Source organism: Parvularculales bacterium (assembly GCA_036881865.1).
Taxonomy (GTDB): Bacteria; Pseudomonadota; Alphaproteobacteria; order JAPOUT01; family JBAJNM01; genus JBAJNM01.
Genome location: JBAJNM010000020.1, coordinates 1 through 14,556 on the forward strand (window position 1 = coordinate 1; position 14,556 = coordinate 14,556).

At 52.7% G+C, this 14,556-nt stretch carries 14 protein-coding genes; 9 read left to right on the top strand and 5 right to left on the bottom strand.

What is annotated here, in order from left to right; translation table 11 throughout:
* On the bottom strand, positions 1-459 hold a 459-nt coding region (locus V6Z81_05870), incomplete at its 3' end, for a MotA/TolQ/ExbB proton channel family protein (protein ID MEG9862013.1).
* A 195-nt stretch (positions 460-654) separates the two neighbouring features.
* Here V6Z81_05870 and V6Z81_05875 point away from each other — a divergent pair.
* Both V6Z81_05875 and V6Z81_05880 read left to right on the top strand, forming a co-directional pair.
* Positions 655-846, top strand: a complete 192-nt coding sequence (locus V6Z81_05875) for a hypothetical protein (protein MEG9862014.1) — start codon at positions 655-657, stop codon at positions 844-846.
* A 24-nt stretch (positions 847-870) separates the two neighbouring features.
* Complete coding sequence (locus tag V6Z81_05880) at positions 871-2,094, top strand: threonine ammonia-lyase (protein ID MEG9862015.1); 1,224 nt, start codon at positions 871-873, stop codon at positions 2,092-2,094.
* Here the strand turns inward: V6Z81_05880 and V6Z81_05885 are convergent.
* Complete coding sequence (locus tag V6Z81_05885; GenBank protein MEG9862016.1) at positions 2,076-2,570, bottom strand: flavin reductase family protein; 495 nt, start codon at positions 2,568-2,570, stop codon at positions 2,076-2,078. The two genes, V6Z81_05880 and V6Z81_05885, sit on opposite strands and share 19 nt — an antisense overlap.
* Before the next feature lie 439 nt (positions 2,571-3,009).
* Here V6Z81_05885 and V6Z81_05890 point away from each other — a divergent pair, with 439 nt between their 5' ends.
* The 7 genes from V6Z81_05890 to V6Z81_05920 all read left to right on the top strand — a co-directional run bounded on the left by V6Z81_05890 (position 3,010) and on the right by V6Z81_05920 (position 10,513).
* Positions 3,010-3,285 carry a hypothetical protein gene (locus V6Z81_05890; protein ID MEG9862017.1) on the top strand — a complete coding sequence of 92 codons (276 nt, stop codon included), beginning with the start codon at positions 3,010-3,012 and terminating at the stop codon, positions 3,283-3,285.
* A 196-nt stretch (positions 3,286-3,481) separates the two neighbouring features.
* Positions 3,482-4,522 (top strand): ABC transporter substrate-binding protein, encoded by a 1,041-nt coding sequence (locus V6Z81_05895; protein ID MEG9862018.1) that lies wholly within the window; start codon positions 3,482-3,484, stop codon positions 4,520-4,522.
* Positions 4,523-4,647: 125 nt separating this feature from the next.
* Complete coding sequence (locus V6Z81_05900) at positions 4,648-6,501, top strand: SLC13 family permease (protein ID MEG9862019.1); 1,854 nt, start codon at positions 4,648-4,650, stop codon at positions 6,499-6,501.
* Positions 6,502-6,688: 187 nt separating this feature from the next.
* Complete coding sequence (locus V6Z81_05905; protein ID MEG9862020.1) at positions 6,689-7,828, top strand: TRAP transporter substrate-binding protein; 1,140 nt, start codon at positions 6,689-6,691, stop codon at positions 7,826-7,828.
* Positions 7,829-7,856: 28 nt separating this feature from the next.
* Entirely contained in the window at positions 7,857-8,408 is a 552-nt protein-coding gene (locus V6Z81_05910) for a TRAP transporter small permease subunit (GenBank protein MEG9862021.1), read from the top strand.
* Between the two features lie 15 nt (positions 8,409-8,423).
* Positions 8,424-9,995, top strand: coding sequence for a TRAP transporter large permease subunit (locus V6Z81_05915; protein MEG9862022.1), 1,572 nt, complete (start codon positions 8,424-8,426; stop codon positions 9,993-9,995).
* Positions 9,996-10,012: 17 nt separating this feature from the next.
* On the top strand, positions 10,013-10,513 hold the full coding sequence (locus V6Z81_05920) for a hypothetical protein (GenBank protein ID MEG9862023.1): 501 nt from the start codon (positions 10,013-10,015) through the stop codon (positions 10,511-10,513).
* A gap of 60 nt (positions 10,514-10,573) precedes the next feature.
* Here V6Z81_05920 and parC read toward each other — a convergent pair whose 3' ends face one another.
* The 3 genes from parC to era are packed head-to-tail and all read right to left on the bottom strand — an operon-like array spanning position 10,574 to position 14,537.
* Positions 10,574-12,823: a DNA topoisomerase IV subunit A gene (gene parC, locus V6Z81_05925; GenBank protein ID MEG9862024.1), complete on the bottom strand. Its 2,250-nt coding sequence runs from the start codon at positions 12,821-12,823 to the stop codon at positions 10,574-10,576.
* 16 nt (positions 12,824-12,839) lie between these two features.
* On the bottom strand, positions 12,840-13,631 hold the full coding sequence (gene recO, locus V6Z81_05930; GenBank protein MEG9862025.1) for a DNA repair protein RecO: 792 nt from the start codon (positions 13,629-13,631) through the stop codon (positions 12,840-12,842).
* A 3-nt stretch (positions 13,632-13,634) separates the two neighbouring features.
* Positions 13,635-14,537, bottom strand: coding sequence for a GTPase Era (gene era, locus V6Z81_05935; protein ID MEG9862026.1), 903 nt, complete (start codon positions 14,535-14,537; stop codon positions 13,635-13,637).
* Positions 14,538-14,556: the final 19 nt, after the last annotated feature.

Sequence of the window (14,556 nt, forward strand, 5' to 3'; positions counted from 1 at the left end):
AACCCGGCTGCCCGCCGCCTCCAATTGTTGAAATGCACGTATCATGCCGATTACCGTGCCGAGCAGACCCAACAAAGGTGCTACGTTGCCGATTACCTCAAGCCAGCGGAAATAGCCCTGCAAGGCATCCAGTTCATTTTGTCCGGTGCGGCTCATTTCCTCCATGACATCTTCATCCTGTCCGCCGGCGTGTCTGGCCCGCAAGCCCGAGGCCAAAACCTGCGCAACGGGTGCCGGATGGCTGCCAAAAAAGCGCATGCCATGCTCATTGCCGTTCTTCTCTACAAGAGAGAGCCCCTGATGTATGATAGGATTACCGCCCAAAGGCGAGCGCCAAAACTGATAGAGTTTCAAGACGATAATGGCCAGCGATAACACCGACAGGCACAGCAGGATGGCGACAATGGGACCTCCTTTTTCAAGAAGAGCCACACCTTCAAAAACCGATTGAAAAAACATGAGCGAATTTCACCTAAACACGACAGATATTTTATTATCCGCTACAGGATACGGTACTTTAAACCCTGCCGCAAACGGTGCTTATTTTCCAGAAGAACCACACTCTCTCTCCGGAACTGATTGAAAAAAACATGAGCGAATTTCACCTAAACACGACAGATACTTTATTATCCGCTACAGGATACGGCACTTTATATGGCGCTGCACACCCTGCCGCAACTGGCGCTTATTTTCCAGAAGAACCACACCCTCTCTCCAGAACTGATTGAAAAAAACATGAGCGAATTTCACCTAAACACTACAGATACTTTATTATTCGCTACAGGATACGGCACTTTATATGGCGCTGCATATGGCGCTACACACCCTGCCGCAAACGGCACTTAATCAGCGCTCAGGGGAGGTTTCACCATGCCCGTTACTCCGGATGATATAAAACAGGCCGCCCGCCTCATAGAGGGGTCCGTTATCCGCACGCCTCTTGTTTATGGCGATGCCCTCTCGCGCCGTCTTGGCACCGGGATCTGGGTCAAGCATGAAAACATGCAGCTGACCCATTCCTTCAAGGCGCGTGGCGCGCTGGTTAAGTTGCTCTCTTTATCTGAAGAGGAACGCAAGCGCGGGGTTATTGCCATGTCGGCGGGCAATCATGCGCAGGCGGTGGCCCTTCATGCCCAACGGCTGAACATCCCTGCCCTTATCGTCATGCCGGAGACGACGCCTATCGTGAAAATTAAAGAGACGGAGGCTTTTGGCGCGCAGATTGTTCTGGACGGCGAAACCCTCGCCGAGTCCCAGGTCAGGGCGGAGAAGATTGCCGGTGAACAGGGTCTGACACTGGTGCCGCCTTATGATGATGACGCCATTATCGCCGGACAAGGCACTCTCGCGCTGGAAATGCTGGAGGATAACCCCGACCTTGATATTATCGTCGTGCCTATCGGCGGGGGCGGCCTGATTTCCGGCGTGAGTATTGCGGCCAAAGCAATCAAGCCGGACATTACGATCATTGGTGTGGAGGCGGCGCTTTATCCGTCCATGTCCGGCGCTCTTAAGGGAGAAGCCGCCGTTTGCGGCGGACAAACCCTCGCGGAAGGCATCGCCGTTAAAAATGTCACGCCGCGCACCGTCGAGGCCGTCCGCGCTCATGTGGCGGAGATTGTGGTGGTCGATGAAGAAACGCTGGAGCGCGCCATTTATCTGTTTCTCAATGAGCACAAGACACTGGCGGAAGGTGCCGGTGCGGCGGGGCTGGCCGCCATGCTCAGCAGGCCGGATTTATTTGACGGCAAGAAAACGGGGCTCGTGTTGTGTGGCGGCAATATGGACACGCGTATTCTGGCGTCGGTTATCTTCCGGAGTCTGGGACGGGAGAAGCAGATTATATCGCTCCGCATCGAGATTTCAGACCGTCCGGGCGAACTGGGACGTGTTGCCGGACTTATCGGCAATGGGCGGGGTAACATCGTGGAAGTCTCGCACCGCCGTCTGTTTCTTGATATTCCGGCGCGGCAATCAATGCTGGATATGATGATAGAAACGCGCGGTGTGGAACATGCTCAGGAGATTATCTCCATTCTGGAGAAGGATGGACTGACCGTTCGTGTTCTGGAATCCTACGGGGCAAGCTCCTGATAATCACCGGCATGATAGACAAGCGGTACGCCGCCCGCGCTCATGCCAAAATCAAGCACATGGCCGATGATAATAATATGATCTCCGGCCTCGTCGCGGGCGTGAACCTTGCAGTCAAACCAGGCAAACGCATCCTCAAGAACCGGCGAGCCATGTTTGCCGTTGGTGAAATTAAGTCCCTCAAGCCCGTGATTGCCTATCCGCGATAATTTCACGGACAAATGTTCATGATGGCTTTTCAATATGTTCACCGCAAAATGTGTGGCCACGGTAAAGGCCGGCAGCGTGTCTGACTGTTTGTCCACACACCACAACACAAGAGGCGGTTCAAGAGAAACCGACGAAAAAGAATTAACGGTAAGCCCCAACGGCTCAAACCCCGCAGGCGCAGAGGAGACAACCGCAACGCCTGTCGTAAACCGGCCCAGAGCATCTCTGAACAGGCGACGGGTTTTATCATCTTGTGGCTGAGTCATTTTTTATACCCAGAACTGAATACGGGAGTTCGTATGGTTGACTCATTATTATATACCCAGATGCCGATACAGGGAGCCGATGAAGCCCTTTTTTAATAGTGACACCTCCCTTACAGAGGGAGACCTGTTGAACCGGTCTTTCCCGAACCTATCAACGCCACGCCGGAAGACCCGTAATTTCTGCAAAAACATAGGAAAAACATGGTTTAAGCCGGATAACATCATTGTGAGTTTATGTGAAGTGCTCTCATACGGGTATTTGGTATAGTGACAATCAATGGACAACCGAATCTTTGGCATCAGGACTTTAAGAGTCGGGTATTAACAAAAGAAGACAGCGCGGCCGGAGGCCGACCTGTCTTCCGGATCAAAGCTCAGCCGCAGGCTGCTGTTGAGTATAACGAAACTCCCCGTAAGGGGTATTAAAAGGAGACAGACTATGAAGACTTTAACAACCTTTGCCTTCGCAACGTTGATGGCTTTTGCTTTTGGCAGCCCTGCTCAGGCCGGTGATGTGTTTGAATGTGAACCGGGCGGTTTCTTATGGTGCGAATATGAAATTGACCGTTCGGACGCTAATGAATTACTTGAAGAACTGGTCTTTATCTCGCCGGCTTATGCAATCGGTGACTTAGGCTCCTGCGTCTTTGCAGAGTGCGCGGGCCGTGAGGACGAATATATCGGAGACTTTCTTCTGCCTGCCGACGAGCGGTAGACGCAACGATTGCAAACACCAAACTGACAAAACAACGGCAGGCCACAACATCCGGTCTGCCGTTTTTTTGTCCGAAAAATTTAATTGGTGAAAACCGGCCGGTATGTGTGTAGGATTCCGGAAATTCCCGGTTAATATCGTATATAATCATCTTAATTAGTCCTTGGAAAATCCACCAAAGAGGAGGGATAAGCTGATGAGAGCTTTTACCATCATTTTAGGAAGATTAAGGGTTCTGGTGTTTCCGGTGCTTGCCGCCGTGGCATTTATTCCTTCAACGCAACAGGCAATGGCTCAAACCGAGTCCCGGGCCGGTTGCGGAAAAGTGACGATAGCCGAGATGAGTTGGGATTCAGGATCCATTCTCGCCAACGTAGAAAGCATCATCCTCTCGGAAGGGTATGGCTGTGACACGGAACTCGTACCGGGCGATACGGTGCCTACCGTGACGTCCATGGCAGAAAAGGCCGAGCCCGATTTTGCTCCTGAAATGGGAATTAACTCCGTGCGTGAGATCGTAGAGAAAGCCGTAGAACAGGGCGTTATTAAAGTCGCCGGCCAGGTTTATTCCGGGGGTTCCATAGAAGCCTGGTGGATTCCCCGATATGTCGTCGATGAGCACCCCGAACTCACAACCATAGAGGCCGTTCTTGCCCGCCCTGACCTTTTTCCGGATAAAGAAGACCCCGGCAAAGGCCGCTTTTATACCTGTCCGGCAGGCTGGGCGTGTCAAATCATCGACAAAAATCTGGCCAAGGCCTACGGGTTTGAGGAGGCCGGTTTCAACCTTTTTGACCCGGGGTCAGGTGAAGGGCTGGCCGGGGCCATCGCCAAGGCCTATGAGCGCCGGCAACCTATTTTTGCCTATTACTGGACTCCGACCCCTTTGCTTAGCAGATATGAGATGGTCGAACTGAAAGGGGCACCGCATGATCCTGACAGCTGGGCCTGTGCAAGCAAAATAGATTGCCCGAACCCGCAAAAGAACATGTATCCGGAGTCTGTCGTTGTAAAACTTGTTTCTTCCGCTTTTGCAGACAGGGCTCCGGAGGCATTTGAGTTTATCTCCCGCGTTTCCATGACCAGCGACGAGATTAACTCAATTCTAATCTGGAAAGAGGATCATCAGGCAACGCCGTATGAGACGGCCCTATATTTTCTTGAGAAATATGAATATCTCTGGAGTGTCTGGGTATCTGACAGCAGCGTCGTTCAAAAAGTGAAAGCAAGCTTGTAGAGGGTTTTTGTATACCCGGAGCCGGGACGTTGTTGACCTGCGGAGCGCACCGTGATTTCGGTGATGCTCATTTGACAGATAAAAAAGGGACCATTGCATTGTGTTCGCCATGATATGATGCGCCCATGGACATGTTCACTGATTATCCATGGCAAATATGGGGCGTTTACGGTGTCATCATAGCCGCCATCACCGGTTATGTTCTCAACCGTATAGATATGGCGCTGGTTTCACTGTGCGCCGTTATCGCCCTTCTGGCCCTGTTTCAGTTTTTCCCCCTGCCTGATGCCACCGGCACACCGGTGGTGACCATGACTTCCATTCTGTCGGGATTTGCCCATCCGGCGCTCATGTCCGTGCTGGCCCTGCTGGTTATCGGGCAAGCCCTCTATCAATCAGATGCCCTGAACGCTGCGACGAACATGCTAACGCGTTATGGCGTCCGCCATCCGCACCTTGTGCTGCTGGGGTTATTCATAACCGCCATGCTCGTCAGTGCGTTTTTGAACAACACGCCTGTGGTTATTATTTTCATCCCGATTTTGGCGGCGCTTGCACGGCGTATGGATATACCCACAAGCCGGGTCATGATGCCCCTGAGTTTCCTGTGCATCCTTGGCGGCATGACAACTCTTATCGGCTCGTCAACCAACATGCTGGCGGCAGGTTCGGCCGAAGCCTCAGGTATGGACCCTATCGGTTTCTTTGACTTCGCGCTGCCCGGTCTTGTGCTGGCAGGGGCCGGGGGTCTTTACATGTTCTGCGCCGCACCCTTTTTGTTGCCCAACCGTCAGGAAGACGACAACGACTCCTCCGATGAGGGCAATACCGGTGGCCGGCAATATATCGCGCAAATCCATATCAATGCCAGACACAGGCTCATCGGTGAGGTCATCACCGCCGGTACAACGCCGGATTTAAAAAACATCACCATCCGCTCAATCCGGCGTGGTGAGCGAACAATCTTACCGCCCTTTGACGGAGAGACTCTCATGCAGGGCGATATTCTGCTTATCGCCGCAACACGGCAAACTCTCGCAGAAACCCTGAAATCACGTGACGGCATTTTCAAAAGCCTGATCAATGTCTCCCTCTATGCCGGAGACGAGTCACAACAGGATCAACTGTCCCTCACGGAAACCGTCGTAGCCCCCGGTTCCCGCATGGCGGAGCGCACCGTCGAGCAAATCTCTTTCTATCATGAGACCGAATGCTTTCTGCTTGGCATTCAAAGACGTCACCGGATGTTACGACTGCCCATGGATGACATTCGCCTGAAAGCAGGTGACGTGTTGCTGGTGATGGGAACACGCGACGCTATTCAAGGCTTACGCCACAGCCGGGATTTGCTACTGATGGAGTGGTCAACGGAAGAGGTTCCCGACAACAACAAGGCCAAACTGGCGCGCCTCATTTTCGGTGTCACCATCGTGATGGCCTCAACCGGCCTTCTTCCTATTGTCGTGGCCGCCGTGGCAGGGGCTACCGCCATGGTTCTGGCAGGTGTTCTTGACGTTCGTCAGGCGGTCCGCGCTCTTGACGTGCGCATCTATCTGCTTATCGGAGCCTCCCTCGCCATGGCGGGTGCCATGCAGGAAACGGGAGGGGCGACACTGTTAGCCACGAGCGCGGTGGCTCTTGTTGAAGGCGCACCCCTGCCCCTTATTCTATCGGCCTTTTTTCTGCTCATAGCCTTGCTCACCAATGTGCTCAGTAACAATGCCACCGCCGTTCTGTTTGTTCCCATCGCCCTTAATACGGCCCATGACCTCGGCGTTGACCCCATGGTTTTCGTCTATACCGTAATTCTGGCGGCCAACTGCTCCTTCCTCACTCCCATCGCCTATCAAACCAATCTGCTGGTCATGGCACCCGGCCATTACCAGTTTCGCGATTACATCAAACTCGGTCTGCCCCTATTGCTTATCTTATGGGTCGTCTACAGCCTGTTTGCGCCATGGTATTACGGGCTGGTCTAAGCGCCATTACTCCTGCTCCCACCTCCTGGTTCACCTTCCGGTTCACCTGCGGCCTCCCGAGCAAAACTTGACCTTCCGCATAAAATAGTGTCTGCTGACGCAGGCAGGAAGGCTGTTAATTCCCGCGAAAACGGCCACTTTTTAAAACAAAATCATACGTCAGGAAATCATAGGCAGGGAATACGTGATGAAAAAACTCCCCAAAAAAACCACAAAACCGGAAGCATCAACGCCGGAAGTATCAAAAAAGACGCTAAAACGCAGAGACGTCCTAACAGGTATCACGGCGGGCGCTCTGGCCGCTCCGGTGCTGGGGGCTCCCGCCATCGCCCAGGGCAAGAGAAGCCTGAGCATGGTCACAACATGGCCCAAAAACTTTCCCGGTCTCGGGACAGGTGCCGAGCGCGTCGCCAAAAACATCACCACACTAACGGAAGGGCAGCTGGAGGTAAAAGTTTATAGCGCAGGCGAACTGGTCGGCGCATTTGAATCTTTTGATGCCGTCTCAAACGGTAGCGCCGACATGTATCACGGGGCGGAGTATTACTGGCAGGGTAAATCAGCAGCCTATGCTTTCTTTACCACCGTACCTTTCGGCATGACACCCTTTGAAGCCCATGCCTGGGTTCATAGCGGGGGCGGACAAGAATTATGGGATGAGCTGGCTGCCGGTTTTAACCTCAAGCCGTTCCTGTGCGGTGATACCGGCACTCAATGGGGGGGATGGTTTAACCGGGAAATCAACAGCACGGAAGACATGAAGGGTCTCAAAATGCGGATGCCGGGTCTGGGGGGTGAAGTGTTGCGCCGCATCGGGGCGACGGCGGTTACCCTGCCCGGGGGGGAATTGTTTGCGGCTCTGCAAAGCGGCGCTATTGATGCTGCCGAATGGTCCGGGCCATGGAATGATCTGGCGTTTGGCTTTTATAAAATCGCCAAACATTACTACTGGCCGGGCTGGCAGGAATCCAACGGCAGTATTTGTACGGTCCTGAACAAAGACGTATGGGATAGTTTAACGTCAGCACAGCAGGGAATTATTAAATCCGTCTGCAACGCCGACACCGACTATATGATGTCGGAGATTCTCTATAACAATGCGGTTGCCCTGGAGACTCTTGTCAACAAACACGGTGTTCAGTTGAAACAATATCCCGACGATGTGTTAGGCGCCATACGCACAGTCTCCCGTGACATAATCAGCGAGGTTGCCAACAAAGACCCTATGGCCAAAAAAGTCCATGATAGCTATATGGCCAGCCTTAAGAAGACAGATCATTACCTCAGACACTCTGACGCAGCCTTCTTCAGTCATCGTGACATTTAATGTCATGTAATATCACGAGACGCCATCAATGACTGAACTTCTGCTCAGGATTTCCAGACTGGCCGATCATTTCAACATACGTCTCGGCCAGACTGTTGCCTGGGTTGCCGTCTTCATGGTGCTCATTCAATTTGCCGTGGTCATCATGCGCTATGTGTATGGGGTCGGTTCTATCGCCGTGCAAGAATCCCTCATCTATATGCATAGTGTCCTGTTTATGCTGACTGTAGGGTTTGCCATGGCCATGGGGAGGCATGTGCGTATTGATATCATTTACCGCAACAAGACCAGACGATATCAAACGGTCATTGATTTGCTCGGCTCCGTGTTTTTTCTCCTGCCCTTTTGCGTCGTTATTCTGTATTTCTCCGCACCTTATGTGAGTGAGTCCTGGCGTATTCTGGAGGGATCACGGGAAGTCAGCGGCATTCAGGGTGTCTTTCTTCTGAAATCCCTCATTCCGGCGTTTGCCGGTTTGCTTCTGGTGCAAGTGCTCTCTACCGTCTGCCGCGCTACGGCCATTATAGCGCAATCACTCGGCAGAAGACTCGTGCGCAACGAACAGAGGGTACAAGAGTAAAAAGAGCAAACGTCGATGGATTTTCTTATCGCCAATCTTGACCTGATCATGGTCATAGCAACATGTTGTCTTTTGCTTCTGGGGTATCCCGTAGCCTTTTCTCTGGCCGGTGTGGCACTGGTGTTTGCTTTTCTGGCGTGGGAATTCGGCGTCTTTGACCTCTCATTCCTGCGCGCCTTTCCGCAAAGAATCTTCGGCACGATGACCAATGAAGTGCTGCTCGCCGTGCCTTTATTTATCTTCATGGGCGTCATGCTGGAACGTTCCCAGGTAGCGGAAAACCTGCTGGACTCCATGGGAAAACTCTTTGGTACCCTCAGAGGCGGCCTTGGCATATCGGTCTTTCTTGTCGGCGCACTGTTGGCGGCCTCCACCGGCATCGTGGGCGCTACCGTTGTTACCATGGGGCTATTGTCTTTGCCGGTGATGTTGAAACGGGGATATGACCCTGCCCTTGCTTCCGGTGTCATTGCGGCATCCGGCACATTAGGACAAATCATTCCGCCCTCTATCGTGCTTATTTTGCTGGGCGATGTTATCTCTAATGCCTATCAACAGGCGCAACTCTCTCAGGGTATTTTCTCGCCGGAGGCCATCTCCGTAGGTGATCTGTTTGCCGGCGCTCTGCTCCCCGGTCTCATGCTGGTCGGGTTTTACATTGCCTATCAAATATGGCGCGCCATCATCAATCCGGCCTCCTCACCTTCCATTCCCTCAGACCCCGATGTTCAAACCCGTGTTTTTCTCTGGCAAACCCTTAAGGCTCTGATCGCACCGGTTGTTCTGATTATTGCCGTGCTCGGCTCCATCCTCACCGGCATTGCCACCCCGACCGAAGCCGCCGGTGTAGGCGCAATCGGCTCCTTACTGTTAGCGGGCAGCCGCCACAAAATAGCCCTCAGACCTGTTCTCCTCGCCGGCGTATCCCTCATGCTTCTGTTTGCACTGGCAGCAACAACGGACATGCGCATCGGCCGCGAGGAAATACCGGCTACGGACATGCTGGCGATTATTGCCGCCGGGATTTTGCTTCTCTTTATCGCTGCCGGATGTCTCTATAGTCTCTATATCACCTACCGCACCGGTATTCTCGCGGAGGTGTGCCGGTCAACGGCGGAGACGTCATCTATGGTGTTCGCCCTTCTGATCGGGGCCGCCCTGTTCAGTCTCGTTTTTCGCGGACTTGGAGGCGATGACACTATCCACGCTCTCTTAAACGATATCCCGGGCGGCACGATGGGGGCCATTATTTCGGTCATGGTCATTATGTTTTTGCTGGGCTTTTTTCTGGACTTCATCGAGATTACTTTCGTTGTCGTGCCTCTGGTAGCCCCTGTTTTGCTCACCATGGGCATTGACCCCGTATGGCTTGGCGTGATGATGGCCATTAACCTGCAGACGTCCTTTTTAACGCCCCCCTTCGGATTCGCCCTGTTTTATCTGCGCGGTGTGGCGCCGCCGGAAATAAAAACCGCACAAATATACCGCGGGGCCATTCCTTTTGTCGGACTGCAACTGCTGGCCCTTATTGTGCTGTCTTTCTTTCCGTCCATCGCTACCTGGCTTCCGGAAGTCATGTTTCCGTAAGTCATCTGCTGATCACCATGACAAAACCCACCATCCCAAAATTCAAGGGTCTGCACCCCATGGTGCGGAATACATTGTTGATAGTTCTTCTTGTAGGCGGCATCGGTTATCTGGCCGACAGAGGCATTCTGCCTATTGATGAAGGTGTGATTGTAAGCCTAACGGCCCCTACAACCCTTTATGCCTCTGCGGAGGGAACTCAGGAGATTGTCGTACCGCTTGAAGTGCATCTGATCAATAAAACCTCAAGCCCCGTTGAGATTGAAGTACCAACGCCGTGTAAGATTTTCAGGTGGATTGTTCTTACGCCGGACAATGAGTTTGTACAGTCAGCGTCCGAATTGGACTGCCCACAAGATGCCGTGACGGGAACGCTACAACCCAATTACCGCCTTGATGATCAGTATAAACTGACTCTTGATCCGCGCCGTATAAAACCCGGGCGCAATTACCGGCTTCGCTATAGTTTTTGGGGTTATGAAAATAGTCACGATTTTTCCGTAGAGAGTGTCAATTAAATCCGGCTACACCGGTCAACTGATTTCGGCAAAATTTCTATCGAAAAACTTTTGAGGGGTTCATCCGGCATCCAGTGTTAATCCGAAACGACGGTCACGCGGAAAGCCTCTGGGGGGTAGCCGCCCGGCCTGACCGCGCTTTCCTACCCAATCCTTGAGGTCATCAAAAACACGCCGCCGCCCGCTACCGGCCGCAACCTCCAAACCCTCTTTGAAGGTAAACATGCAGACATCCTGCAAACCACCCTCCCGGTAGCGTTGCAACTTAACCCCACGCCCCCGATTCATGACAGGTAATTCATCCGCAGGGAAAATCAACATTTTGCCCTTTTCACCAATCACGGCCGCATGATCACCGGTTGCCTTACTACAGGCCGCCGCTCTGTCTTCTTTGCCCAAATTCAGAATCTGTTTGCCCGCCCGCCTTTGACTTAAGGTTTCATCCTCCGGCACGACAAATCCATAACCTGCACGCGATGCAACCAACAATTCCCGCCCGGGTTTGTGAACAAATAACGTAACAAGGCTATGGTCTTCTTCCATGTCAAACATCAACCGCACCGGTTCTCCATGGCCACGCCCACCGGGAAGGCGGTCTGCAGCAAGGGTATAAAAACGCCCGTTGGTCGCAAACAAAAGAAGATTGTCCTGTGTGCTGCCATGAATGAGAAACTTTAATTCGTCGCCCTCCTTAAATCTGGACACGGCATCGCTCTCTACATGACCCCTAAGAGCACGAATCCACCCTTTTTCAGAACATACAATGGTTATGGGTTCAGCCTCTCCCTGCTCAAGGGTGGTGATATCTTCAACTTCAGGAGCTTCCGCCATCTCGGAGCGGCGACGGCCATGTTCCGTTTTAGGGTCATATTCATCCCGCAACCGGCGCACCTCTCCGGTGATATGCTTCCATTGGCCGTCCTTCGATTTGAGTAGTTTACGTAACTCCCGCCGCTCTTCAATCAGCGCCTTATGTTCTGTCTTAATTTCTTTTTCTTCAAGCTTGCGTAAAGAACGCAACCGCATATTCAATATGGCTTCCGCCTGAACAGACGTCAGTTTAAACGCTGCCATTAATTTTTTCGCCGGATTATCTTCCTCCCGAATGATGCGGATCACTTTGTCCAGATTGAGGTACGCAACCAGATATCCTTCCAGAACTTCTATGCGGTGGTCAATCTTCCCAAGACGAAACCGCACACGCCGTAGCAAAACCTCCCGCCGATGGTCCAGCCATGCCTGCAACGCCTGTTTCAAAGTAACAACGGTAGGCACCTGCCCCTCCACCAACACGTTCATATTGATGGGAATGCGGGTTTCCAAATCGGTCATGCGAAACAGGGCTTCCATAAGCCCATAGGGATCAACGCTACGGCTACGGGGCTCCAGCACAAGACGTACATCCTCGGATGATTCATCACGCACATCCGCCAAGGCCACCAGTTTGCGCTCCTGAATAATATCCGCCAGTTTTTCAACAAGACGCGCCTTGTTGACCTGCCAGGGGATTTCAGTAATTACAATCTGATATTTTTCGCGGCCCCTGTTTTCAAGTTCCCACCGGGCCCGTAAGCGGACCCCCCCCCTGCCGGTTTTATAGGCGTCCAGAATAGAGGCCGGATCTTCTACAACAATGCCGCCGGTGGGAAAGTCCGGCGCAGGAATAAATTCGTTTAATTTAGCAACACCGGCTGCGGGATGTTTGATGAGATGCAAAGCGCCTGCACATAATTCAGAAACATTATGGGGTGGAATACTCGTCGCCATGCCCACGGCAATGCCTGATGCACCATTAGCCAGCAAATTAGGAAAATTAGCCGGTAAAACTACCGGCTCCCGGTCTTCGCCGTCATACGTCTCCCTGAAATCAACCGCATCTTCGTCGATGCCCTCAAGAAGCGCATCGGCCACCGGGGTAAGACGGCTTTCCGTATAGCGCATAGCGGCAGCGCGGTCACCGTCAACATTGCCGAAGTTACCCTGCCCGTCTATGAGCGGATAACGCGCGGCAAAATCCTGCGCCAAACGCACCAACGCATCATAAACCGCCTGATCACCATGGGGATGGTAACGGCCGATAACATCGCCGACAATACGCGCAGATTTTTTAAACCCCGAATTAGAATTAAGACGCAATTGACTCATGGCATATACAAGACGTCTATGGACAGGTTTAAGCCCGTCGCGCACATCGGGTAGTGAGCGGTGCATAATGGTAGATAAAGCGTACGTCAGGTAACGCTCTTCCAGAGCCTCCCTAAAAAGCACATCCTCTTCACCACCGGTTGCAAGAGACAACATATCGGGCATAGTCTATTTTAACCCGCTAAATATAGCGGTCAATCACTTTACTGCGACGCTCAAGAGCGCTTATAAGACGTCCCCGGCTGGCAGGCAGGTCATCATGCGCAAAGACATGAGCCTCCAGAAAATATCCCGTCAGCTGCAAGCCCGCCAGCACATCAACCATATCAGGGGGGGATGCCTCAAGAGATGCAAGGGAAGAACTTATGTCTTCTGCCTGTAATAAAAATGACGGTAACGGTAACAAGCGCTCCGCATAGGGAGCCCCCGCCTTCCGGCTTACGGCCCGTCCGCTGCGGGGAGATACATAAATCAAATCATCCTGCCTGCCGCTGGCAGCACAACGGGATAAATCAAGGCCAAAACCTAACTCCTTCAACAATCCCAACTCCCAATGAATAAACCCCACAGGCCAGAGATGTTTGAAGTCAGAATCATTCATAAGGGTGCACAGCACGCCCAACCCCTCATAGAGTTTTTCGTGGACTTCCCTCTCCGGCAGAGCGCGGCATGAGGCACACGCTGCCGTTAGCCCCGCCAGAGCCAACGGATCATCCATCAGCTCTACGGCGTAGGCTTTTTGCAACTCAAGAGTCCACTGCCCTAAATGTTCGTCAAGACGGCCCCGCCAGACCGCCTGCACTTTATTGCCCGCCTGAGCACCGGCCTGAGCCACGGCACCCGTGCGTCCGGCTCCACCACGGCGTAGAAGCCCCAATGTCCGGCCATATTTTCGGGTTAATATCTCAACAATCAGTGCGCTTTCGCCAAACCGCCGCGCAGAGAGCACAATGCCATCATCTGTCCAGTCCATCTATCATCCTAACCCCATATCACGATAATAATCGGGTCTTTTATCCCAATCCCGACGCATCTTCACTGTTGTCAACAAATGAACACGCCGCTCAAAATAATCCTCCATCACGCGGCGGGCCGCCTCACCGATACGCCGAATCATTACCCCCTTCTGCCCCACAATAATCCCCTTCTGACTGTCACGCCTCACATAAATAATTTGTGTCACTTTTAAACTACCGTCAGGCTTCTCCTCCCAACCGCTCGTTTCAACCGTCGCTTCATAAGGCAGTTCATGATGAACCATGTGATATAATTGCTCACGGGTTATCTCGGCAGCCCGCATCTGCGGCCTTTGGTCGGTCAGGCTATCCGGCGGATAAAGCCAGGGGCCCTCCGGCATCCCCGCCGCTACGGAAGCCTCAAGAGCCGCTACCCCATCGCCAAAACGGGCAGATATCATGAAAGTCTCCCCAAATTCATAATGTTTGTTATAAGCCTCCGCCTGAGCCAGAAGTTGACTTTTTTCTACCCCGTCAATCTTGTTAATGGCCAGAAAAACCTTATCACCATGCCCGGCAAGCCCCTCAATAATGCGCAAACTATCCGCCGCTTTCGGGCGATGAGCATCAACCAGCACAACAACGCTATCAGCCTTACCCATCTCCCGCCACGCCGTCCGCACCATCGCCTTATCTAACTGACGCGTCCCGGGTGTAAAAATGCCCGGTGTATCTACAAAAACAATTTGCGTAGCACCTGTTACGATAATCCCCCGTACAACCGCACGAGTCGCCTGCGCCTTGCGACTCACAAGAGAAACACGGGCATTAACAAGGCGGTTTAGAAGCGTTGATTTGCCCGTATTAGGTGCACCGATAAGAGCTACAAAACCACATCGTGTTGCTGCCTCAGCCTCAGTCATAGTTCTCCGTCATAATTCT